Origin of the sequence: Maribacter algicola (assembly GCF_003933245.1) — a bacterium.
GTDB classification, from domain to species: Bacteria; Bacteroidota; Bacteroidia; order Flavobacteriales; family Flavobacteriaceae; genus Maribacter; species Maribacter algicola.
On record NZ_QUSX01000001.1, the window covers coordinates 2118598 to 2143197 of the forward strand.

Annotated in this window: 19 protein-coding genes and 1 tRNA gene; 12 read left to right on the forward strand and 8 right to left on the reverse strand. The window is 40.4% G+C overall.

What is annotated here, in order from left to right:
* Positions 1-12: 12 nt before the first annotated feature.
* Complete coding sequence (locus DZC72_RS08990) at positions 13-462, reverse strand: response regulator (protein ID WP_125222489.1); 450 nt, start codon at positions 460-462, stop codon at positions 13-15.
* Positions 463-731: 269 nt separating this feature from the next.
* On the opposite strand from DZC72_RS08990, the gene DZC72_RS08995 reads away from it, so the two are divergent.
* Both DZC72_RS08995 and DZC72_RS09000 read left to right on the forward strand, forming a co-directional pair.
* Positions 732-3962 (forward strand): WD40/YVTN/BNR-like repeat-containing protein, encoded by a 3231-nt coding sequence (locus DZC72_RS08995; RefSeq protein ID WP_207891719.1) that lies wholly within the window; start codon positions 732-734, stop codon positions 3960-3962.
* Positions 3963-3973: 11 nt separating this feature from the next.
* A complete protein-coding gene (locus DZC72_RS09000; RefSeq protein WP_125222491.1) occupies positions 3974-4705 on the forward strand; it encodes an SOS response-associated peptidase in 732 nt (243 codons plus the stop codon).
* Between the two features lie 244 nt (positions 4706-4949).
* Here DZC72_RS09000 and DZC72_RS09005 read toward each other — a convergent pair.
* Positions 4950-5022: transfer RNA gene (locus DZC72_RS09005), tRNA-Met, on the reverse strand.
* Between the two features lie 145 nt (positions 5023-5167).
* On the opposite strand from DZC72_RS09005, the gene DZC72_RS09010 reads away from it, so the two are divergent.
* From DZC72_RS09010 to DZC72_RS09035, 6 genes are all read left to right on the forward strand, one after another.
* Positions 5168-6532 carry an alanine/glycine:cation symporter family protein gene (locus DZC72_RS09010; protein ID WP_125222492.1) on the forward strand — a complete coding sequence of 455 codons (1365 nt, stop codon included), beginning with the start codon at positions 5168-5170 and terminating at the stop codon, positions 6530-6532.
* The gene (gene era, locus DZC72_RS09015; protein WP_125222493.1) at positions 6519-7403 is read left to right on the forward strand and encodes a GTPase Era; all 885 of its coding nucleotides are present in this window, start codon (positions 6519-6521) and stop codon (positions 7401-7403) included. The genes DZC72_RS09010 and era overlap by 14 nt, the downstream gene beginning before the upstream one ends.
* A 174-nt stretch (positions 7404-7577) precedes the next feature.
* A complete protein-coding gene (locus DZC72_RS09020; protein ID WP_243641685.1) occupies positions 7578-8312 on the forward strand; it encodes an acetyltransferase in 735 nt (244 codons plus the stop codon).
* Between the two features lie 56 nt (positions 8313-8368).
* Entirely contained in the window at positions 8369-9673 is a 1305-nt protein-coding gene (gene der, locus DZC72_RS09025; protein WP_125222494.1) for a ribosome biogenesis GTPase Der, read from the forward strand.
* A 74-nt stretch (positions 9674-9747) separates the two neighbouring features.
* Positions 9748-12030, forward strand: a complete 2283-nt coding sequence (locus tag DZC72_RS09030) for a hypothetical protein (RefSeq protein WP_125222495.1) — start codon at positions 9748-9750, stop codon at positions 12028-12030.
* A 120-nt stretch (positions 12031-12150) separates the two neighbouring features.
* A complete protein-coding gene (locus DZC72_RS09035; RefSeq protein ID WP_125222496.1) occupies positions 12151-14466 on the forward strand; it encodes a hypothetical protein in 2316 nt (771 codons plus the stop codon).
* 63 nt (positions 14467-14529) lie between these two features.
* Here DZC72_RS09035 and DZC72_RS09040 read toward each other — a convergent pair whose 3' ends face one another.
* The 5 genes from DZC72_RS09040 to DZC72_RS09060 form a co-directional block, all read right to left on the reverse strand.
* Positions 14530-15393 (reverse strand): TPM domain-containing protein, encoded by an 864-nt coding sequence (locus DZC72_RS09040; protein ID WP_125222497.1) that lies wholly within the window; start codon positions 15391-15393, stop codon positions 14530-14532.
* Positions 15374-15811, reverse strand: coding sequence for a TPM domain-containing protein (locus DZC72_RS09045; protein ID WP_125222498.1), 438 nt, complete (start codon positions 15809-15811; stop codon positions 15374-15376). The genes DZC72_RS09040 and DZC72_RS09045 overlap by 20 nt, the downstream gene beginning before the upstream one ends.
* 7 nt (positions 15812-15818) lie before the next feature.
* The gene (locus tag DZC72_RS09050) at positions 15819-16418 is read right to left on the reverse strand and encodes a LemA family protein (protein ID WP_125222499.1); all 600 of its coding nucleotides are present in this window, start codon (positions 16416-16418) and stop codon (positions 15819-15821) included.
* A gap of 67 nt (positions 16419-16485) precedes the next feature.
* Positions 16486-16815, reverse strand: coding sequence for a MerR family transcriptional regulator (locus DZC72_RS09055; RefSeq protein ID WP_125222500.1), 330 nt, complete (start codon positions 16813-16815; stop codon positions 16486-16488).
* Positions 16815-17792: a M23 family metallopeptidase gene (locus DZC72_RS09060; RefSeq protein ID WP_125222501.1), complete on the reverse strand. Its 978-nt coding sequence runs from the start codon at positions 17790-17792 to the stop codon at positions 16815-16817. Before DZC72_RS09060 ends, DZC72_RS09055 begins: the two co-directional genes overlap by 1 nt.
* Positions 17793-17896: 104 nt before the next feature.
* On the opposite strand from DZC72_RS09060, the gene alaS reads away from it, so the two are divergent.
* The 3 genes from alaS to DZC72_RS09075 all read left to right on the forward strand — a co-directional run bounded on the left by alaS (position 17897) and on the right by DZC72_RS09075 (position 22186).
* Positions 17897-20509, forward strand: a complete 2613-nt coding sequence (gene alaS / locus DZC72_RS09065) for an alanine--tRNA ligase (RefSeq protein ID WP_125222502.1) — start codon at positions 17897-17899, stop codon at positions 20507-20509.
* A 97-nt stretch (positions 20510-20606) separates the two neighbouring features.
* Positions 20607-21578 (forward strand): GSCFA domain-containing protein, encoded by a 972-nt coding sequence (locus DZC72_RS09070; protein ID WP_125222503.1) that lies wholly within the window; start codon positions 20607-20609, stop codon positions 21576-21578.
* Entirely contained in the window at positions 21575-22186 is a 612-nt protein-coding gene (locus tag DZC72_RS09075; RefSeq protein WP_125222504.1) for a DUF4230 domain-containing protein, read from the forward strand. Before DZC72_RS09070 ends, DZC72_RS09075 begins: the two co-directional genes overlap by 4 nt.
* On the opposite strand, the gene DZC72_RS09080 is transcribed toward DZC72_RS09075, so the two are convergent.
* Positions 22173-23927: an aromatic amino acid hydroxylase gene (locus DZC72_RS09080; protein WP_125222505.1), complete on the reverse strand. Its 1755-nt coding sequence runs from the start codon at positions 23925-23927 to the stop codon at positions 22173-22175. The two genes, DZC72_RS09075 and DZC72_RS09080, sit on opposite strands and share 14 nt — an antisense overlap.
* Positions 23928-24103: 176 nt before the next feature.
* On the opposite strand from DZC72_RS09080, the gene DZC72_RS09085 reads away from it, so the two are divergent.
* Positions 24104-24568 (forward strand): Lrp/AsnC family transcriptional regulator, encoded by a 465-nt coding sequence (locus DZC72_RS09085; protein ID WP_125222506.1) that lies wholly within the window; start codon positions 24104-24106, stop codon positions 24566-24568.
* The last annotated feature ends 32 nt before the right edge of the window (positions 24569-24600 follow it).

The following is a 24600-nucleotide window of genomic DNA, read 5'->3' on the forward strand; positions in this document are numbered from 1 at the left end:
TACAGATTTCTGTTAAATTGAAATTAGAAATTGTGGGTCAGTAGTATTCTTGCCTGCAGACTTTTGTGCCAAATGTGAAAGACATTTATGTAAAAGCGTTTTTAATTGATTAAAGGAAGAAGGTTTTTTTAAATAAAGGGTCGCTCCCATTTTTTTTAGTCTTTCCACATCTTTTTCATGATAGGAGGTAGAATAAATGATAACTGGTACCTCTGAAAGCGCATCCAGGTCTCTAATATCAGTCAAACATTCAAAACCGTCCATCATAGGCATTTTCAAATCTAAGAAAATAGCATCGGGTTTTTTATGCTCTCCATTCAATAAAAAGGACATTAAATCGACTCCGTTACTGAACTCCTCTATAGTAGTGGTAATAGGTATTTCGCTCAACGCATCGGAGAAAAATGCACGGTCGTCGCTATCGTCATCCGCCAAATAGATTCTTTGTGTGGTCTGACTCATTTATTGTATTAACTATTTATGATTCTGTGCAAGGTAAAATTTTACTCCATTTCTCGCTATAGCAAAACGTACAATTACTGACTCAAAAAAATAAAGTTGTTTTCAAAATTTAGGAAATGCTACAAAATAAAATAATGTTCAAAAAATAGCGCGTAATAATCTAAATGTTAAACGCGGTTCATTATTTTTACTCAAGTACACATTTTCATATCAAACAAACTAAAGATTCAGCCATGTATCTAAAAAATGCCATCAAAACGCTTTTTATTTTGCTACTAGTAAATATTAGCCTGGTCCGTTCTCAAAATCCCAATTTTTCAAGTTTGTCAAATGACCTAAATGGCTTGGAGTTCAGAGCCATTGGACCAGCACTCATGGGAGGTAGAATTGCGGATATTGCCGTAAGCCCAGAAGATCCAAGCACTTGGTTTGTTGCCGTAGGTTCAGGTGGTGTGTGGAAAACAGAGAATAGCGGGATAACCTGGGACGCGGTCTTTGAGGAGCAGCCTTCCTACTCGATTGGCTGTGTGACCATTGACCCGAACAATCCTCAAACCGTTTGGGTTGGAACCGGCGAAAATGTTAGTGGTAGACATGTTGGCTGGGGTGATGGCATCTATAAATCCAATGATGGTGGAGCTACTTGGAAATCTATGGGATTGGAAAATTCTGAACACATAGGGAAAATTTTGGTTGACCCCAGAAACAGTAATGTGGTATTGGTGGCGGCCGAAGGTCCTTTATGGTCTTCCGGTGGTGATCGTGGTGTTTATAAAACAACGGATGGAGGCCAAACTTGGAACCACGTACTAAAAATTAACGAGCATACCGGCGTTACCGATATTGAGTTCGATCCAGAGAATCCAGATGTTGTATATGCCGCGGCCTACCAGCGTAGAAGGCATGTATGGTCATTGCTATCCGGAGGTCCCAAATCTGGGATCTTTAAATCTATGGACAATGGTGAAACGTGGACCCAAAAATTTACTGGTCTGCCCAAAGGGGATATGGGTAAAATAGGACTGGCCGTGACCAAGGCGAATCCTAATCTGGTCTATGCGACTATAGAGGCGGATGATAAAGAAAAGGGCTTTTACAGGTCCATGGACAAGGGCGAAAGCTGGACAAAACAGAATGATTATATATCCGGTGGAACAGGCCCTCACTACTATCAGGAAATAGAGGTTTCACCATCGAATCCAGACTTGGTTTATCAAATGGACGTATTCATTAGGGTAACCAGGGATGGCGGTAATAGTTTTAAGGTTTTGGGAACCGGTCGCGAGAAGCATAGCGACAACCATTCTCTTTGGATCGACCCTAACAATGGCAAGCACTTGCTCGCAGGAACGGACGGCGGTTTGTACGAAACCTTTGATGAAGGTACTACTTGGAGGCATTTCCCAAACCTGCCCATCTCCCAATTTTACAAGCTCTCCTTGGACAATGCCCAACCTTTTTACAATATTGTGGGAGGTGCCCAGGATTTGGGCACTTTAATAGGTCCTTCCAGAACCATGAATACAGAAGGGGTACGCAATCAGGATTGGTACGTGCCCTTGGGTGCTGATGGTTATGACAATGCCTTTGACCCAAAAGACCCTAACACTGTTTACATGGAAATACAGGAAGGGAATTTATATCGACATAACAGGGAAACCGAAGAGGGAATGGATATTCAACCCCAGTCAACCGATGGTATGGCCGACAGATGGAACTGGGACAGTCCCTTATTGATCAGCCCCCATGATAATCATAGGCTATATTATGGGTCGCAAAGACTCTGGCGAAGTGATGACCAAGGAAGTTCTTGGCAGCCTATCAGCAAGGATTTAACGACCAATAGAAACAGGTATGAATTGGACATGATGGGCAGGGTCTGGAGCGTGGATGCCCTGTATGACACGGGAGCTATGTCCAAATATGCCACTTTGACCTCCATTGCAGAATCCCCTAAACAAGAAGGTTTATTGTATACTGGTTCCGATGACGGTTTGATACATATAAGCGAGGACGGCGGTCAGACCTGGCGGAAAAGTGGGGCCTTGCCCAAAGTCCCCGAGCTTTCTTTTATAAACGATATAGAAGCCTCCGCTCATGACGCCAATGTTGTATTCGTTAGTGCCGATGCCCATAAAATTGGGAATTATATCCCGTATTTGTTCATGAGCACGGACCGTGGACGTTCGTGGACTTCCATTGTGGGAGACCTCCCAAAAGAGACTATTGTATGGGTCATAAAGCAGGACTTCGTTGATCCAAATCTATTGTTCATCGGGACTGAATATGGCATCTATTTTTCTCCCAACAAAGGGACTAATTGGATACCATTAAAGTCCGGGTTACCAACCATACCGTTTCGGGACATCGAATTGCACCCAAGGGACAACGATTTGGTGGGAGCATCCTTTGGAAGGGGGTTTTTTGTACTGGACGATTACACTCCGTTACGGGGATTGGGTGAAAGAGTATCGGATAAGAACAACCAACTATTCCCAGTGCGGGATGCCTGGTGGTACGTGCCAAATGTTCCCATGCAGGCCAAGGGGATGCCATCATTAGGATCTACAAGCTTTGCGACGGACAATCCTCCTTTTGGGGCCACCTTCTCTTACTGGATAAAGGATGTGCCAAAAACAGGTAAGACCTTACGAAATGAAAAGGAAAAGGAGCTGAGGTCTAAGAATATTTCGGTACCCTTTCCAGGTTGGGAAGCCTTGGAAGAAGAAAGAGGACAGGAGGAAGCTAAAGTGCTTTTTTTAGTGTCAGATCAAGACAAGCAGCCCGTACGATGGTTGCATGGAAAAACAGGTAAAGGCTTACAACGTACATCTTGGGATTTAAGGCGTTCCGCACCCAACCCAATTGATTTATCCGTCCCCGACTTTAGGCCGCCGTGGGCCGGAGAGGATCAAGGACCCTTGGTGTCTCCGGGCAACTATAGTGTTCAAATGTACGTGTTGTTTAATGGAAAATTGCAACCACAAGGTGCGCCCCAAAGTTTTAAGGTAATTCCCGTACACGACCAGAAGAAAAATGTAGATTACAGTGATATCCAAATTTTTATGAATCACACCGCGGAGCTTTCCAGGCAAATATCCAACGCCGGTGAAAAAATGGGAGAATACAATGAGCAAATCAAACACATGAAGGAGGCCTTGCTTAAAACACCTTTGGCAAACGAAAGCCATTTCAATAAATTAAATGAATTAAGGTTACTGCTAAGTTCCTTGCGGAAGACCTTATATGGCGACCCTATAAAACAATCATTGGACGAGTCCACGCCACCTTCCATTAGGTCCAGGGTAGGGCAGGTGGCCGGAGCACATTGGGAAACAACACAAGAACCGACAAAAACGCAGATGGAGAACATTGAAATCGCCGCAAAGGATTTCAATACCTTCGAAAAGGAGTTGAAAGCATTTAACAACGCAATGGAAACCTTTGAAAAAACCTTGGAGGAGTTAAAGGCTCCATATACACCAAATAGAAAATTATAAATATTGGCATCATGTGTTTTTCAACAGAAGAATTTGGTGATGTGAAATTGGTAGAGACCTATTACCGTTTGGATCACAACTATGTGTATGCCGAACCTGAAAATGAATACAAACGTTATTTTAATAATGGATTCGTACACAACCGCTCTTGGATTATTACCCAAGAAAACCCGAGCATATTAACTGATGCCTTGTGGGGAATCATACCCAACTATAAATCCAATGTAAACCCTAGGGAATATTATAAAGAAACCATTAAGTACGGGTCTGGATTGAATGCCAGATCGGAAAAGCTTTTCGACTCCTCCAATTACAATGGCTTCAAAAAATGTATCATTCCCGTAAAAGGCTTTTTTGAGCCTCATACTGCAAAAAACAATTTTAAGATTCCGTTTTATTTTAAAAGAAAGGATGACAATCCAATAAGTCTGGCAGGTATTTACACGGTCATTTCAGATGGAACCATTACTTTTTCCATTTTGACCAAACCAGCAAGCCCATTATTTATCAAAATTCATAATAAAAAGAACAGGAGGCCGGTTATTTTACAGGAAATGGATATTGAGGTTTGGCTTGATCCTACCTTAAGCAAGAATCAAATCCTTGATGTGATAGCAGATGACCTACCCGATGATAAATTGCAAACCTGGCCTATTAGTAAAGATCTGTACCGAGGCAATGCAGGGCAAAGAGCCGATATTACGGAGCCGGTAGAATATGAGGCATTGGAGATAGCCTATTGATCTGCCTCTTATGGTTTTTGAAAAATAATTAACAACTCGTTAAATACGAAAAAGCCAATTGAAAGGTCAAGTGGCTTTTTTTAGCTAGCGGGAACTCTCGACTTGCACCGGCTTCGCTCATGATAAACTTCTCGTTCAGTCTTGATTTCAAGACTTACCAAAAAAAAACATCACCTTGTTGGATTCAAGGTGAAACTTTTTCTTCAAAAGAAAAAGCCATCAATTATATTGATGGCTTTCTTAGTAGCGGGAACTGGACTCGAACCAGTGACCTTCGGGTTATGAGCCCGACGAGCTACCTACTGCTCTATCCCGCGATATGGACGACAAAGATACAATTGTTTTCATGTAAATTCCAAATATGATTCACTTTCATTTTGAATAGGGAATAAAAATCTTGACTTTCTTGTCCTTATAGGTTCCAAAACTATATTTTCAATTTTATTGGCTACTTTAGAACACATGAAACAACTGAATGATTTTTTAATACAGGCAATTTCCGGAACGGAATGGCCCATGTTTGTTCTATTGATTGGAGGAGGTCTTTTTTTAATGCTGTATTCCAGATTAATGCCCTACCGTTATTTTGGACATGCCCTAGCAATAACTCGGGGAAAGTATGACGATAAGAATGCAAAAGGGGATGTTAGTTCCCTTCAGGCATTATCGGCGGCTGTTGCGGCTACCGTTGGACTTGGAAATATTTCAGGGGTCGCCATTGCCATTCATGATGGTGGTCCAGGGGTGGTTTTTTGGATTTGGATGACCGCGCTTATAGGAATGTGTATTAAGTTCTACTCCTGTAGTCTTTCCATAATGTTCAGGGGAGAAGACTCGGAAGGTCATTTACAGGGAGGTCCCATGTTCTATATTGTAAATGGACTAGGTAAAAAATATAAACCTTTGGCCATATTCTTTGCCCTGGCCGGACTCTTTGGTTTTTTAGGTGTTTTTACGGCCAATCAATTTACGGAAACATTCATGAGTGTTATAAATCCATCCGAAACCATCATACAAATGAGTGAGTTTAACTGGAAATTGACCATTGGTTTTGTGCTAGCCATTGTGAGTTCTTTCGTTATTTTTGGGGGGTTGGAAAAAATAGCCAAGGTGGCTACAGCAATAGTCCCCTTTATGGTGATGGTATATTTGGTTGCTGTTTTATTTGTGATGTTCATGAACGCATCCCAGGTAATACCCTCGCTCAAGATGATTATTACAGAAGCTTGGAACTTTAAGTCCGTTGTTTCGGGAGGGTTTTGGGGACTTGTGATTATAGGAGTCCGCAGAGCAATGTTTTCCAATGAGGCCGGTCTGGGTAGTGCTCCCATGTATCACGGTCAGTCTAAAAACGATGAGCCCATACGGGAAGGATTGGTGGCCATGTTGGGCCCGTTTATAGATACAATACTGGTCTGTACTTTTACTGCCGTTGTTATTATTCTAAGTGGGGCTTATTTGGAGGATGGTAGCGGAATTGTAATGACCTTAAACGCTTTTCAAAAGACATTGTTCGGTTTTGGAGATCAACTTTTGATGGTAATTGTAACGGCCTTTGCCCTTTCTACCTTGTTTACGTATTCCTACTATGGAGTTAAGTGCCTTTCATTTTTGACGAATGCGAAAATTGGTAGATGGTACAATATCTATTTTGTGATTATGATTGTTTTTGCGGCTATTGCTTCTTTGGAACTAGTTAAAAATCTTATCGATCTCTCCTATGCCCTTATGGTAATTCCAAATATGATTGCCGTACTTTTGTTGGCTCCTAAGGTTAATGCTGCCACCAAGGTTTATTTTGAAAAATTAAAGAATGAAAGATCATAAAGCTGGTTTTGTAAATATTATTGGTAATCCCAACGTGGGCAAGTCCACCTTAATGAATGCCTTTGTGGGTGAAAAATTATCCATAATTACTTCGAAGGCACAAACTACAAGACACAGGATTTTAGGTATTGTAAACGGAGATGATTTTCAGGTTATTCTTTCGGATACTCCTGGTATTATCAAACCTGCCTATGATCTTCAATCCTCTATGATGGATTTTGTAAAGTCGGCTTTTGATGATGCCGATGTACTATTATATATGGTCGAAATAGGTGAGAAGGCTTTGAAAGATGAAAACTTCTTTATTAGGATTAAGAATTCTAAGATTCCTGTACTCTTGCTTTTGAACAAAATCGATAGTGCCAGCCAAGAACTTTTGGAAGAGCAGGTACAGTATTGGCAGGAACAACTTCCATCCGTGGAAATACATCCCATATCGGCCCTGCAAAACTTCAATGTTCGGGGTGTTTTTGAAAGAATTTTAGAGTTGTTGCCGATTTCCCCACCCTATTATCCCAAGGACCAATTAACGGATAAACCGGAACGTTTTTTTGTCAACGAAACCATACGGGAAAAAATACTCTTGTATTATAAAAAGGAAATTCCATATGCCGTGGAGGTGGAGACCGAGGAATTTCTTGAGGATGAAGAGATAATTAGAATTCGATCCGTAATCATGGTCGAGCGAGATTCCCAAAAAGGAATTATAATCGGCCATAAAGGTAGCGCACTGAAAAAAGTAGGGGTTGAAGCCCGAAAGGATTTGGAACAGTTTTTTGACAAGCAAGTACACATTGAACTATACGTAAAGGTGAACAAAAATTGGCGTAACGACACTAGACAATTAAAACGGTTTGGGTATAATAATTAATGTTAGCCTATAATTTTGTATTTGTTTTATAATCTTCTAATTAGTAATCGTTTGAGGGTAAAATGAGCTCTCCAAAACAAACGATTTCACTTTTATGCATTAAAACTTTTATCGAAAAAATTGCTTTAGGTCAGTTATGATGTAGAACTTTAACTATCTTTGAATATCGATGAAATGCAAAAAAAATACGATGAAATGCAGAATATAATCATTTTTGGTGCTTCAGGCCACGGTAGTGTTGTACTGGATTGTATAGAGAAGGAAGGGAAGTACAAGGTGATAGGATTCATCGATTCTTTCAAAAAGAAAGGTGCCATAATTAATGGTTACCCAATTTTAGGTACCGAATTTGACTTACCATTTCTAATAGATAAATATAATATTCGTGGGGGTATTGTTGCTATTGGAGACAATTGGATTCGTAGTTCTATGGTAGACCGTATCAATAAGATTTCACCTAATTTTTCTTACGTCTCCGTTGTTCATCCAAGTGCTGAGGTTGGCAAGGGAGCGCAATATGGTGTTGGGACAGTTATAATGCCTGGTGTTATTGTAAATGCAAATTCCGTAATAGGTAATTTTTGCCTTTTAAACACCAATAGTTCGTTAGGGCATGATGGGTTTATGCAAGATTTTTCCAGTTTAGCTCCAAAGACGTGCACTGGTGGTAATCTCATTTTGGGTAAGTATTCCGCCTTGTGTTTGGGAGCCAACGTTATTGATTCCATCACCATTGGCGAACATACCGTTGTAGGGGCAGGTTCTTTGGTAGTGGGTAATTTGGAAAGTAACATTCTCGCTTTTGGTTCTCCGGCCAAGAAAATTAAGGTAAGGAATATCGGCGAACCATATATGTCCGGTAGGAAAAACAAATTGGACGTCATTCCTCTTTACAAGTGGGAACAATAAACTGGTTATCATTTTTCTGAATACTTTAATTACTACCTTTGCGCCAAATTTAAGCTATGGGTGCTATTGTTGCTATTGTGGGAAGGCCAAATGTGGGTAAATCGACTTTTTTCAATCGGTTGATCCAACGAAGGGAGGCAATTGTAGACGCTTCGAGCGGGGTTACGCGTGACCGCCACTATGGGAAAAGCGATTGGAACGGAAAGGAATTCTCACTCATAGATACCGGAGGATATGTTTTGGGCAGTGATGATATCTTTGAACAGGAGATAGATAAGCAGGTAGAACTTGCCATAGAGGAAGCAGATGCCATTATTTTTATGGTGGATGTGGAAACTGGTGTAACAGGTATGGATGAAGATGTCGCCAAACTTCTTAGGCGTGTCAATAAACCGGTTTTTTTGGCGGTGAACAAGGTGGATAATGCCATGAGAGAAGAGGATGCGGTTGAATTCTACTCGCTTGGCCTGGGGGATTATTATACTTTATCAAGCATTAATGGTAGTGGTACCGGCGAACTGTTGGACGCATTGGTAGAGAAATTACCGGAAGGCGAAAAGGAGGAAAGTGAACTTCCCAGATTTGCCGTTGTCGGAAGGCCCAATGCCGGTAAATCCTCTTTCATAAATGCATTGATAGGTGAGGAGCGGTATATAGTTACCGATATTGCTGGCACTACACGGGATAGTATCGATACAACCTATAACCGATTCGGGTTCGAATTTAATTTGGTGGATACGGCAGGAATTCGAAGGAAATCCAAGGTTAAGGAAGATTTGGAGTTTTATTCTGTAATGCGCTCCGTAAGGGCCATAGAGAATTGTGATGTTTGCTTATTATTGTTGGATGCCACCCGTGGCTTTGACGGCCAGGTTGAAAATATTTTTTGGTTGGCGGCCAGGAACAATAAGGGTATTGTAATTCTGGTAAACAAATGGGATTTGGTAGCCGATAAAGAGACCAATACCATTAAGCAATACACCCAAAAAATAAAGAAGGCCATTGAACCTTTTACCGATGTGCCCATTCTTTTTATATCTGTACTAACAAAACAACGCATATTCAAAGCCATTGAAACGGCCGTGGAGGTGTATCAGAATAGAAGTAAAAAAATTAAGACCCGTGAGTTTAACGATGTCATGCTACCTTTAATTGAAAATTACCCGCCTCCTGCTTACAAAGGCAAATACGTGAAAATCAAGTTTTGTACCCAACTGCCTACACCATATCCTCAATTTGCCTTTTTCTGCAACCTGCCCCAGTATGTCAGGGATCCTTATAAAAGATATCTCGAAAATAAAATCAGGGAAGAATTTGATTTTACGGGCGTGCCTATTAAGGTTTTTATGCGAAAGAAATAAAATAAGGTAGGCACGATTTTTGGGGATTCAATGCCACTATGACCTTCTCTTGTATGCGTGGAATTTACTTTCTTATGGGATGTCTAATTGGTTCATTGGTCTTGGCTCAGCCACAGTCCAAAGATCAAGGACTTTATACAATGGAGAACATCCATCTTCATCTAAACAAAACTAAATATTTGATGGGAGAGCAGCTTTGGTTCAAAGCTTATGTTTGGGACCAAAAGCAAAAAGTGCCATCGATGGGGACGACCAATCTTCATGTTGGGATTTACAATAATCAGGGAAAAGAAATCAAACGAAAGCTCTTGTTGGTTGAATCCGGTATGGCTCAGGGTGAATTTGTTATCGATTCTGCTTTATCGGACACAGAATACACCATAATGGCTTGGACTAACTTCATGCAAAATTTTGAGCATTTGCCCCCTTTTCAACAACGTATTCAAATTTTGAAGGATGGGATAAAAAGTGAAGATTCCCTTGAGAAAAAAATGAAAATTTCAATCTATCCGGAAGGTGGACAACTGATCGAGGGAGCATATAACAACATAGGAATATTTATAGACAACGGTCTGGGCCAGGGAATTCAGATTAATGATATTGAACTCATTGATGACAGAGGTAAACGCATTCAACACAAAATTACCACAAACAGTTTTGGGATGGCCAAAACGGCCTTCTTGGTGGAAGCAGGAAAAAGTTACTACCTACAAAGTAAACAGCAAGAACTTCCTCTGATACGTCAACGTTTGCCCAACGCCATAAAAAATCGGGTAGGTCTCAGTATCAATAATCAAGGAAAGGAAAAGGTACTTTTTAGACTTGTTTCCTCCAAAGAAACCCTTTCAGCAAAGGATGGGGATACATATATGTTAGGTGTTTACCAGGATGATTTTCTAATGCTGGAAAATATTGAGATAGATAAACGGGAACCGGTGATTTCACTAGCTCGGGAAAAATTGCCTTTTGGTACTTTAACGGCAACCCTCTTTGATGAAGACTTAAGCCCAGTTGCCTATAGAATGTTTTTTAATCATAAAAATCAGAAGAGTGTCATTCGCCATGTGGAAATTGACCATGACTTTACCGAATTCGACGATTCTCTCAAGTTGAATCTTAGACTGCCCAAGGATATGCAGGAAGCAGAGGTAAGCCTATCTGCCCTTCCCAAGGAGAGTTTAGCCTATGATGCCTATAATTCGATTTCTTCCTCGTTCCTCTTAAGACCCTATACAAATAAAACGTTTCAAGACCGATACTTTTTTGACGTTATGGACAGAAGAAAACAATACGAACTGGATTTACGTTTAATGATAGAGGGTTGGGGAAAATACGACTGGTCTTCTAAAGAGCAAGGAGAGGTGGAATTGGCCTTTGAAATGGAAAGCGGCATTCCATTTTATGGAAAAGTATTGGACGCCAATCTGATGGAAGAAAACCAAATTGCACTGCTTGCCGAATTATCGCCGGACGTGGCTTTTGCTGAACTTGATAGGAATAAGTCTTTTAAAGGTAATATGGTTCTTTTTAATGGTGATTCCCTAGGAGTGAGTCTCTTAGATGGAAAAGGAAAGCTTAGAAAACCCAAAGCGGAGATTTCGTTTGGAAACCCTGAAGAAACAGATTTGTCGATATTAGAATGGTTAAACAATAATATGCGTAAAAAGCAAAATGATGAGGTTAAGGAAAAATTTAGGTATGAACCATTAAATATAGGGGAAAGGACCATTGCACTAGATGAAGTGATAGTCACTGAAAATGCTTACAAAAAGAAAAAAACAGAAATGTTTGTAACAGATAATGGAATAATTAGTGAGGGCAGAATCATCAGAGACGCGGATATTGAAAGATACAATAGTGTTTCGAGTTATTTGGCTACCTTAGGTTATAGATATTCAAAAGGTTTGGATGCTGACGGCTTTTATGTTGATGTTCTGCTGAACCCTAAAAACAATAGTCCGGTCAGCGTAGATTCAAGGCTTCTAAGCCTGCCTCTTTCTAGTGTAAAGGCCATTTACTTTGATATTGAAAAGGAAATATTTGTAAGTATAGTACTTAGGGATAGGGCTTATGAAAGTCCAGAACAACGTATGAAATTCGTCAAGTTTGCTATTGAAAATGGGTTTACCCTTCCTCAAGAGTATTTTCGGCCAAACTACTCGAATTATGGGAACCAGTTGTTCAAGGATTATGGTGCTTTGGATTGGAAAGCCAATATCTCGATAAACTCAGAAATACCTAAATCAGTAAAAATACCCCTTAAAAATCAGAATGGAATCCAATTGTATATTGAAGGTATGGATAGGGAGGGTTCTCTAATTTCCCAAAAAGAATTTATAGGCATTCAAACTTATTAGTGGAAAATAAGATTCGCAAAGAGTTTGATTTCTATAGAGTTCCGATAACTATCCTTATAAGGAAAGAAATAGGGTTGTAATACGAATTCTGGGTTTTTTTTTATAAGTTACCAATGCCTTATGGGGAGAACTGTATTTTTATTCTTTTTCATTGTCACGTTAGCTGTATTTGCTTTGGGCCAAGAAAATGGTCATGGCGAAACCATTGAAACATGGGAAAACATCCATCTACATATAAACAAAACCACGTTCTTACAAGGAGAGAGACTTTGGTTCAAAGCTTATGTAAGGGAACAGAAAACAGGACTCCCTTCATTGTTAACAACGAATTTACATGTCGCCTTGTTCAATAAAGAAGGTGAACAGGTGAAACGGAAATTAATTTTCATTCAAAATGGTTTAGGTCAAGGAAGCTTTGCTATAGACTCTGCAATGACCGACACTGAATATACCCTTCTGGCATGGACTAATTACATGCGAAACTTTAAAAATTTAAAATCTTTTAGCCAGAATTTAAAAATAGTTAAATATGATACTGTTAGCGAAATAAGCTCTGAACCCACAATTCAAATTTCGGTATATCCAGAAGGTGGGCAATTAATTGAAGGGGCATATAATAATATTGGCATATTGGCGAAAAATGGTTTCGGTCAAGGTATAGCAGCTAATGATTTAACATTAATTGACAATTTGGGAAATGTAATTCGCAAGAACATTGTTACCAACGAATTAGGAATAGGCAAAACCGGATTTATGGTTGAACCTGACAAGCGTTATTTTCTGCAATTCGAGAGAGCGGCTCTCCCAATGATAACTAAAGAGCTTCCTAAGGCCGTACAAAATCAAATCAGCATAAATATCGATAATAATGGCAAGGATGAGGTGCTCATTAAGTTGGTTGGCTCTAGAGATACATTTGAAGATAAATACAGGGAGAATTATACTATTGCAATTTATAAGGATGAGTTTCTTAGTTTAGAAGATTTGGTAACCAGTCGAGATGAATCCGTAATTTCATTTGATCGCGAGCAACTACCGTTTGGTGTTCTGACAGCCATACTTTTTGATAAAGATTTGAAACCAATTGCTTACCGTATGTTCTTTAATCACTATAGTACTGAAAATAGGATAGTGGAGTTGGAAATTGAGCATAACCTAATTTTAAATGATTCTATAGAGTTAGATTTATTATTACCGGAAGATATCGACATTGAAATTAATGCGAGTATTTCCATAATTCCAGACGGGAGTTCCGCTTATGATCCAGATAATTCAATCCTTACTTCTTTTTTGATTAGTCCATATTCAAAATTTCATTTTGAAGACTATTACTTTTTTGAAAATCAAGATAGAAGAAAACGTTTTGAATTGGACATGCGATTACTGATTGAAGGTTGGGGAAGATACAATTGGGATTCTAGAAAATTGACAGAGACTTACAGTGCTTTTAATAGGGAAAATGGTATTGCTTTTCAGGGAAAAATCATCGATGCTGATTTGGATTATGAGCAGCAGGTGTATTTAGTGGCCAAATTATCGACGGCTATGGAGTTTAATGAATTGCAGAAAGATAAGTCCTTTAAAGGAAACATGGTACTTTTTGAGGGTGACTCTTTACAAGTCAGTCTCATAGGTAAAGGAGGAAAGCTTAGAAAACCAAAGGCCGAAATCAGATTTACAAACACCCCTAGGGAGTTAATGAATAAGAATGAATGGTTGAATCATGAAACAGTAAGAAGAAACAAAGACGATAGCGGAAAATCAATATCAAATCAACCCTTAAGTATTGAGGAAAGGACTATTTCTTTAGACGAGGTAACTGTCACTGATAATTTGACGCGAGATAATAAATTTCAAATATCTGCAGAAGTTGAAGGTCGAGTAATAGGAGATTTGGACATTAAGCGTTCACCTTCCCTAAGTACCTATTTGGCAAGGCTTGGTTTTATTATTGGGGGTAATAATGGCAAACTAGGAGTATATCTTCCAGATAGATTGGGGGGGCTTATCAAAGTTCCAATTATAATTGATGGAATGGGAGCTTTACCGGGCGAGGTTATCGGCTTACCTCTATCCAGTGTTCAATTTCTAACTTTCAGTAAATCCAGAATGACTCCACCTTTTATCTCCATCTCAATGAACAAAAACTATGTAGATCCGGAGAATAGAAACAAATTTGTCAAATTCGCGATTGAAAATGGATATGCTCAACCAGAAGAATATTTTGCTCCAGATTACCCCGATTATACCAGCTCGATATATAAAAGCTACGGTGCCATTTATTGGAAGGCCAACGTATCAATTGATTCCAGGGGTCCAACCACCATTACCGTTCCTATTAAAAATCAGAGAAAAATATGGGTTAATGTAGAAGGAATGAGTTCTGATGGCTCATTGGTTTCTTTTAAAAAAAGAATAACACTTGGAAACGAGTAATGTGTTTTTAATTTTCAATAACTTAATATGGAAATTGTGTAATGTCCTTTAGCAGAATCAACATCACCAACCTCCAGAAGCACCGCCACCACCGAAGCCACCACCTCCGAAGCCTCCACTGAAGCCACCTCCTCCAAAACTGCCTCCTCCAAATCCACCGCCCGATGAGCCACTTCTACCCATATTGCTCAATATGATTACGTCCCAAGGACTAAGCCCACGCCTTCTACTTCCTCGTCCATTGTTTCCTCCTTTACGGTTCCATAAAATAAATAGAATCACAAGGAAAATTATAAAGGGTAAAAAAGCGGAGAAAGGTGGACCGTTGTTTTCGTTGAAACTCCTTTCTTCCTTGAATTCACCTGTAAGAACATCGAAAATAGCATCCGCTCCAAGATTAAGACCACTATAATAATCCCCTTTTTTAAACTCAGGAATGATGACATTTTGAATAATTCTTCGAGACATGGCATCCGTTAAGGAACTTTCCACACCATAACCCGTATTTATCGCAATTTTTCGATCGTCACGGGCTAGTATAACCAAAATTCCGTTGTCCTTTCCACTTTGTCCAATACCCCATTTTTGGCCCCATTGTGCACCTAAGTAATTAATGTTTTCGCCCTCTGTACTGGCAATTATGGCCATCACGATTTGTGTGGACGTACTGTCTGAATACCGTATCAGTTTCTGCTCCAATGCCTTTTTCCGGCCTTCGGGCAACAGGTTCACATAATCATAAACACTCGTTTGCAAGGAAGGTTTCGGCGGAATCTCAAATTGCCCCCAGCCTAAATGGGTAATAAGGAATATAAAAAGGACGGATAAAATTTTTCTCGAATCCGTAAGGATTAGGCGATTGAGGCCCTTCAATATTCTCCTCTCCTTTGGGGAGGCCGGGAGGGGATTATCCTTTTGAAACCTCATTGCTCAGTTCGTTTGTGTCATTGGCATGCCATGGAAAATGTACCTTGAGTTCTCTTCCGGCCTCCAGGATTCCGGCTACCAACCCTTCTTTAAAATGCCCTTTTTTAAAGTGTGTTTCAATGATGTGCTTGGTAGAGTCCCAAAAGCCTTTGGGAACAACATCGTTGATGCCTTTGTCCCCACAGATGACAAATTTCCTATCGTGTACGGCAACGTAAATTAAAACCCCGTTGCTTTCCCTGGTATTGTCCATCTTTAGTAAATGGAAAATTTCCCTGGCACGGTCATAATGGTTTTCCCGTGTATGTGCTTCTATGTGTACACGGATTTCCCCGGAAGTATTTCTTTCCGCTTCCAGAATGGCCTCAACAATTTCTTGTTCTTCGGCCTGGGTCAAAAAATCCTCTACTCTGGACATTGGGTTATCAATCAAATTCGAAATTTACATCGGGAGCTTGTTCCGAACCTGCTTCGGATTTAAAATAGGCCAGTTCATCAAAATTGAAGAACCCTGCTAAAATAGAGTTTGGAAATTTTTTGATATGAAGATTGTAAGGTTCTACGGTCGCATTGAAACGGTCTCTCGCTACGTTGATCCTATTTTCCGTTCCTTCCAATTGGGATTGTAGTTCCAAAAAGTTTTGGTTCGCTTTTAAATCTGGATACCGTTCTACGGTAACCAACAATCGGCTTAAGGCACTACTAAGGCCACTCTGTGCTTGGTTGAAATTCGCCAATTGTTCAGGAGTGATATTTGTTGGGTCGATATTTACCGAGGTTGCTTTCGCCCTTGCCTCAATAACATCAGTTAAGGTGCCGCGTTCAAAGTCTGCCGCGCCTTGTACGGTTTTCACCAAATTTCCTATGAGGTCGTTTCTTCTTTGGTAGGCGCTTTCTACATTCGCCCACGTTTTTGTGGAAGTTTCCTTTAGGGCAATGGCCGTGTTGTTAAAACCTACGGCCCATTGATAAATCCCAAGAGCGAGTACGCCCAGTACTATTAAAGCAATTATTCCTTTTTTCATTGTCAATAGTTTTAGTGTTTATTATGGTTATCCAGTTAGTATGCCAAAGAAGCCTTTTGTTACGTTTTTAGAGCTGTTCCTTTATTTTGATAAGCTCTGCCTTTACGCGCTCCAATTTTTGAATGATTTCAAAATTGGACAGGGTCTTTTGTTTTTCTTCCTTCAAGTGGATTTTGGCCCCATCCAATGTGAACCCCCGTTCTTTTACCAAATGGTAGATCAATTGCAGGTTTTTGATGTCCTGTGGAGTGAATTTCCTGTTTCCCTTGGCATTTTTTTTGGGCTGTAGCACGTCAAATTCCTTTTCCCAAAACCGAATAAGGGAGGTGTTGACCCCAAAGGCGCGGGCCACTTCGCCAATCCCATAATATCTTTTTTCAGGAAGTTCTACTTGCATTAATCCAGGGATTGGTTTTCTTGGTTGGCGTATTTCAACATGTTCTCAAATTCCTCTGGAGATAAACTTCCGTAGTAGAAATTAATAGGGTTGATACGGTCACCGTCCTTCCAAACCTCGTAATGAAGGTGAGGTGCTTCTGAACGGCCAGTACTACCAACGAAACCAATTAGGTCCCCTCTTTTTACCTTTTGTCCCACCTTAACATTATACTGACTTAAATGTCCATAAAGACTTATGTATCCATAGCCATGATCGATACGTATATGTTTTCCATATCCGGATGAATTATTGTCAGCCCTTGTAACTTCTCCGTTCCCGGATGCATAAATGGGCGTTCCCTTAGGTGCGGTAAAATCCATACCGTAATGCATTTTTCGGGCCTTGGTAAAGGGATCTGAGCGCCATCCGTAACCGGATGCCATACGGGTAAGATCCTCATTGTTAATGGGCTGTATGGCAGGTATGGACATCAATAATTTTTCCTTTTCTTCCGCCAATTTGGTAATCTCGTCCAAGGATTTGGACTGGATGGCCATTTGTTTTTTAATAATGTCCAATCGCTGCGTGGTAGCTATTACCATTTCGGAATTATTGAAGCCTTCCAAGGATTTATAGCGGTTAATACCTCCAAAACCTGCGCGTCGTTGCTCCTCTGGAATTGGATTGGCTTCAAAATACAAACGGTATATATTATTGTCTCTATCCTCAATATTGGCCAGAACATCCTCAATCTGTTCCATTTTTTTGTTCAGGAGCTCAAATTGAAGTTCGTAGTTTTTCACCTCCCTTTGTAAGGAAAGTTCACGGGGTGTATTGATGATATTCGTATTCAAAAGCAAAACCAATCCGAGCAGGCCAAAAAGTAAAGACCCCAAAAAGAAAAAGGCGATATTTCTGTATCGCTTGGATTTTTCGGGCTCGATTTTTCGATAGGAAAGCGTATCCGGATCGTAATAGTACTTTACTTTAGACATGAAGGGATTTTATCCTATTTTTGTGGTTTATTTTTAACATAACAAACAAATATAAAAATTGTTTTCCACAAACAGTTAAAATTTGTAAAAGCTTAGCATTTTAGATGAATTCCAAGGAAATACGAAAGCAGTTCTTAGCATTTTTTGAAGGTAAAAAACATAAAGTTGTACCCTCCGCCCCCATGGTCATAAAAGATGACCCCACCTTGCTTTTTACCAATGCGGGAATGAACCAATTTAAAGAGTTTTTCCTGGGTATCAACCAACCCAAAAATACCAGGGTGGTAGATACGCAAAAATGTCTTCGTGTGAGTGGAAAACACAATGATTTGGAAGAGGTGGGGAAAGATACTTATCACCATACCATGTTCGAGATGCTGGGTAATTGGAGCTTTGGGGATTACTTTAAGGAAGAGGCCATCACCTGGGCATGGGAATTATTGACCGAAGTATTCAAAATAGACAAGGACAGTCTATACGTTTCCGTTTTTGAGGGAAGCGATGATGCGGATACCTTGGAAAAGGATACCGAAGCTTATGCCATATGGAACAAAATAGTTCCTGCGGATCGAATTATCATGGGCAACAAAAAGGACAATTTCTGGGAAATGGGCGATCAAGGACCCTGCGGACCTTGTTCCGAAATCCATGTGGATTTGCGTTCCGATGCCGATAAAAAGAAAGTTTCAGGGGCAAGTCTGGTGAATAAGGATCATCCGTTGGTGGTTGAAATCTGGAATTTGGTATTTATGCAGTATAACCGAAAGGCAGACGGTTCCTTGGAACCCCTACCGGCCAAGCATGTGGACACGGGAATGGGTTTTGAGCGTCTTTGTATGGCCTTGCAAGGTGTAAAATCCAATTACGATACGGATGTATTTACACCATTGATCAGGGAAATAGAAATAATTACGGATGCAAAATATGGGAAAACCGAACAAACGGATATTGCCATACGTGTCATCGCGGACCACATACGTGCGGTCGCTTTTTCCATTGCAGACGGTCAATTGCCTAGCAATACGGGGGCCGGCTATGTCATCAGAAGAATATTACGCCGTGCGGTTCGGTATGGGTTTACCTTTTTAGAAACCAAAGAGCCTTTTATGTACCGCTTGGTAAATGTGCTTACCCAAAATATGGGAGAGGCCTTTCCGGAGCTAAGGGAGCAAAAGCAACTCATTGAAAATGTCATCAAGGAGGAGGAACACAGCTTTTTAAAAACCTTGGACCAAGGATTGGTCCTGCTGGATTCCATCATTGAAAGAACAAAAGGGAATATGGTGGATGGAAGAAAGGCCTTTGAACTCTATGATACCTACGGATTTCCTATAGATCTCACCGCATTGATATTAAGCGAGAAAGGACTTTCCTTGGACGAGAATGGTTTTAATGTTGCCATGCAGGAACAAAAAAATCGTTCCAAAATGGCTTCGGAAACTTCCAAGGGAGATTGGGAAATTTTGTATTCCGATTTAGAACAGGAGTTTGTGGGATATGACCGATTGGAGGCCGATGTAAAAATAGTAAAGTATAGAAGCGTCGAGTCCAAAAAGCAAGGGTTGCAATATCAACTGGTTTTTAACCTGACGCCATTCTATGCAGAAGGTGGTGGACAAGTAGGTGACAAGGGTTATTTGGAATCCCCCGATGGTGATGTGGTCTACATCATCGACACCAAAAGGGAAAATAACGAGATCATTCATTTTTCGAAAAACCTGCCTAAAAAATTGGAAGGTACCTTTAAGGCTGTTGTGGATAGTGAACAACGCCGAAGAACCGAGGCAAACCACTCGGCTACCCATTTACTGCATCAGGCGCTGAGAGAGGTTTTGGGAACCCATGTGGAGCAAAAGGGATCTGCGGTGCATTCCAAATATCTACGTTTCGATTTTTCCCATTTTTCAAAAATGACAAAAGAGGAACTGGAAGCCGTGGAATCCTTTGTGAATTCCCGTATTTCAGGACAATTACCCTTGGAGGAGCATCGCAATGTACCTGTGAAGGAAGCTTTGGATAATGGGGCAATGGCCCTTTTTGGTGAAAAATATGGGGATGCTGTAAGGACTATCCGGTTTGGAAAATCCATTGAATTATGCGGCGGGACCCACGTAAAGAACACCTCGGATATTTGGCATTTTAAAATCAGGTCGGAGGGAGCCGTGGCGGCCGGGATTCGTAGAATAGAGGCAATTACCAGTGATGCCGTAAAAGACTTTTATGCCGAGAGCAATAAATCATTGACCGATATTACCGAAGCGCTGGGAAATCCGCAAGATGCCGTGAAAGCTGTAAAGAGTCTGCAAGATGAAAATTCAGATTTAAGAAAACAGATTGCCGCGCTTTTAAAGGACAAGGCAAAAAACCTAAAAGGTGATTTGCAGAACGAATTACAGGAGAAAAACGGGGTACGATATCTAATCAAGAAACTCGATTTGGATGCCGCTGGCATCAAGGACCTCAGTTTTGAAATGGGACAAAACCAATCCGACCTCTTTTTACTTTTTGCCACCGAACAGGATGGAAAGGCACTGCTTTCCTGTTATATTTCCAAAGAATTGGTATCGAACAGAAATCTGAATGCAGGTACTATTGTTCGGGAATTGGGCAAGTTCATCCAGGGAGGCGGTGGCGGTCAACCTTTCTTTGCCACGGCTGGAGGGAAAAATCCCGCTGGAATACCGGAGGCTTTGGAGAAGGCTGTGGAGTATTTATAAATAGGCAGGGTGTTGAAAATTAAAGAACCCTAAAGGTTTTTTAAAGCCTTTGGGGTCTCGATTACCGATTAAAATACTGGAAATCAAACTATAAAAAATGAAACTCCAGACCCAAATACCTTTATCAAAAGCAAATAATCCCATTGATTATTACAGCAAGATCTTGATGTTAGGGTCCTGTTTTTCCCATAATATGGGAGATAAATTGGCGTATTTCAAGTTTCAGATTTTGCAAAATCCCTTTGGGATTCTATTTCATCCCTTGGCCATTGAAAATTTGGTCCAAAAGGCGGTCGACCAATTTGAATACACGGAAAGGGATATCTTTCAGCTTTATGGACGCTGGCATTGCTACGATGCACATTCTGAATTAAGTTCTGGAAAGAAGGAAGAACTTTTGATACGTTTGAATTCGGCCGTGTATGAGACCAACAAACTTATAAGGGAAGCGACCCACATTGCGATTACCTTGGGTACCGCTTGGGTCTATCGGCATATAAAAAGGGATATGTTCGTGGCCAATTGTCATAAAGTACCTCAAGGCGAATTTCAAAAAATTCTGCTCACAGAAAAGGACATAACAACCTCGCTTATCTCAACAGTCAATAATATCAAAGCCTTAAATCCGGAAGCACAGATTGTTTTCACCATTTCCCCCGTACGCCATTTAAAGGATGGTTTTGTTGAAAACCAACGAAGTAAATCGGTACTCATATCAGCCATTCACGCAACGCTTCAAGTTCCCCCTTTGGGGGCTAGGGGACTTTATTTTCCAAGCTACGAAATCATGATGGACGAACTTAGGGACTATCGATTTTATACTGCGGATATGATACACCCCAATGAAATTGCGATCGATTATATCTGGGAAAAATTTCGGAACGCTTGGATTTCCGATGAGGTTGAGGAAACGATGAACAAAGTGGAGGAAATTCAACGAAGTTTGTCCCATAGGCCTTTTGATGCCGAGTCGCCAGCACATCAAAAATTCCTGAAAACCCTCGGTCAAAAAATTGCGTATATTAAGGAGAGATATCCCTTTATGAATTTTGAAAGCACCTCTTCATGAAACGTTTTTTTGCAGGTATTCTGATTACTTTGGCCGTTGTTTTCATCTTTAGGTCCTGCAGGGACGAAAAGAGCTCCAAAGCTATTTTGGAAGAGAATTCCATGCTTATACAAAAACAAATTGAAAATGTTTCCAAGCTCATTGTTACAGAAGGTCACTTTGCGGAAGTGTACAACTATAGGGATTCAAAAGAGCTTTTTGGCCCTTTGCTTACCGCTGAAAAGAAAGCATTGGTCGTAGTAAATGCAGATGTGAGTATTTCCTATGACTTGAGTAAGGTTTCATTTGAAATGGACGAACCCAATAAAACCCTCAAAATAACAAGCATCCCGGAACCCGAAATTAAACTAAACCCCGATTTTGAATATTACGATGTTACCGCCGATTATTTAAATCAGTTCGATGCCGGGGATTACAACACCATAAAACGAAATGTGAGGAACTCCTTGCTCAAAAAAGTGGAAGCTTCCACGTTGCGGACCAATGCCAAGAACAGGTTGTTGAGCGAGCTTGAAAAATTTTATGTGCTAACGAATAGTTTGGGTTGGACCTTGGAGTATCAGGATACGAAAATTGAATTCGCAAACGATATCCCTATTTTACCCTAGCAAATTCCTTTTCCGTCAGCCCAATGCCGTCATCGATCAGATGGCCAAACTTCGGATTTTCCAATTTAACCGAATTCAAATGGGCCTTTATATCACTGGCAAAATCCAAATCCTGGTTTCCTACTGCCAGTTCATATAATTCCACAGAAAGCAGCCAATCCAAAGGATATTTCTCAGTAAGTACCTTAAAAACCTTATTCCTTGAAATGGTCGTGTTTTTGCCGTTTCTATAATCCCTAATTTGTTGGTAAAGATTTTCCAGTTCCCCATCTTTGGAACTTGTCGCTTTTGGATTGGAACTGCTTAGTTCATGGTCCAGCAGATCAAAGCTCTTTAAATCTGCAGGGCCATGAAAAGCGGAAACGATTCGCTCCCCAATGGCCATGTTGTAAAGGGAATCATTGGACTCGAATAAAACCTTTTCATTATACGTTACTTGACAGTTTTCAAAGGTAATCAGGATAATTTGTCCTTGCAGGTTTCGGGTACCGGTTACGATTTTACCGCTGATATTGATACCGCCTTCAAAGTCTAGAGAGACCTCATTTCCCTCATAAATATTATATGCCTTTAAATCCCTTGGGCTCATATCCTCTATGGCTAGATTGATTCCTTTTAACCTGCCAACAGGTGAACCAAAACCAGTAACGTGTTGATGAATGTCCTGACCTACCAATTCTTTTTCCCTGAATGCCAAGGCCGATTTTCCTTTGGTCTGAAAATAAATAGGTTCTCCATTGTGTGAAATGACACTTTCAAAATTACCTGATACCTGCAATCCTGTACTAAGTTCAATCGTACCTAAATCTTTTGAATCAATAAGTTTTTGTAGTCCGCTCAGGCCCCCGGTCCTAAGTGCCATCGTGTTGGCAAAATCCTCCAAAACCTGACTTAGAAAGGCAAAATCTGGTGTTACATATAGTTGGGGTTGAGGTTTTGTAATATCAAATGAGGTATGTGCCGCTTCGATGGAGTAAGGTACCTTTTTAACCTTGTCCGTCATACACCAGGCACTCTCCCCTATACTGGATAAAAGCCCTGCGCCATATATCTTTGGATTTTCCAAGCTGCCGATAAGCCCGTATTCCACGGTCCACCAATGCAGGTTCCGTATTAAGGCCATTTCACTGGGTTCACCCATATTTTGTTGGAGTTCGTCCACCCGTTTTTCCGCTTTCTCGATTTCTTTGCTCGTTGTTCCTTTTGCCTCCTTTATAATGGACAAATGCCTAACGGCCTGATAAAGTTCAAAATCCTTGGCGTTCGAGATGGCCTTGCTACCAATTTCCCCAAATCTTCTGAGGTAGGCCGCATATTCCGGATTGGCAATAATGGGAGCGTGTCCAGCGCCTTCATGGATGATATCCGGGGCAGGGGTGTATTCAATGTTTTCCAGTTGCCTGATGTCCGAGGCAATGACCAAAACATTATACGCCTGAAATTCCATAAAGGCTGCAGGAGGAATGAAGCCATCTACGGCCACTGCGGCCCATCCCAAATCCTTTAGAATCCTGTTCATTCCGTACATGTTGGGTATGCTATCTATGGAAATCCCGGTTTTTTTCAATCCCTGAGTATAGGAATCATGGGCTACCTTACTTAGGTAGTCCACATTCTTTCGCATTACATACCGCCAGACAGCTTGATTGATGGCCGTGTAGTGTTCATAATTTTGTGGCTTTATGTACTGCTTTAAATGTTTGGGCAGTTTGTCCAGTATGGGATTGCTTTCGTAGCTCATTTCTATATCCTTTAGGTAATTGTTTCGTAAACTAAGGTGTCTTATAAATTTAAGGATAATAGTCTATATTTCTATTAAAATTTAATTATAGGTAAATAATTCCTTCAAATTGTATATTTGATAGGAATTAGTGTTTTTATAGTAGTCTATTTAGGACAATAAAAGGAAAAAATAAAATGGAAAATTTGGACGAGGTTGACAGAAAGATTTTAAGAATATTGGAAAGGGATGCCAAAACTGTGGCCAAATCCATTGCCGATCAATTGGGAATGACCAAAACGCCTGTGTATGAGCGTATAAAACGGTTGGAATCAGACGGATTCATCAAAAATTACAAAGCGGTGCTGGATACGTCTAAAATTGAACCCAGCATTACGGTTTTCAGTTTTGTGTCCCTGGATGCCCAGAAGGGTAGTTTAATGGATGATTTTCTGGATAACATTGCGCTTTTCAATGAGGTTACGGAATGCTACGTTGTAGGCGGCGAGTTCGATTTTCTTCTAAAAGTAACCGTAAAGAATTTGGATGCCTATTATGATTTTGCAAAAATGAGGATTGCGACTTTGCCAAATATTGGTGCTGTAAAAAGTGCCTTTGTTTTAAATGAGGCAAAGAACAGTCAGCATTTTCCCCTGTTATGAAAAAACCCTTTCAAATACTTTTATTTGAAAGG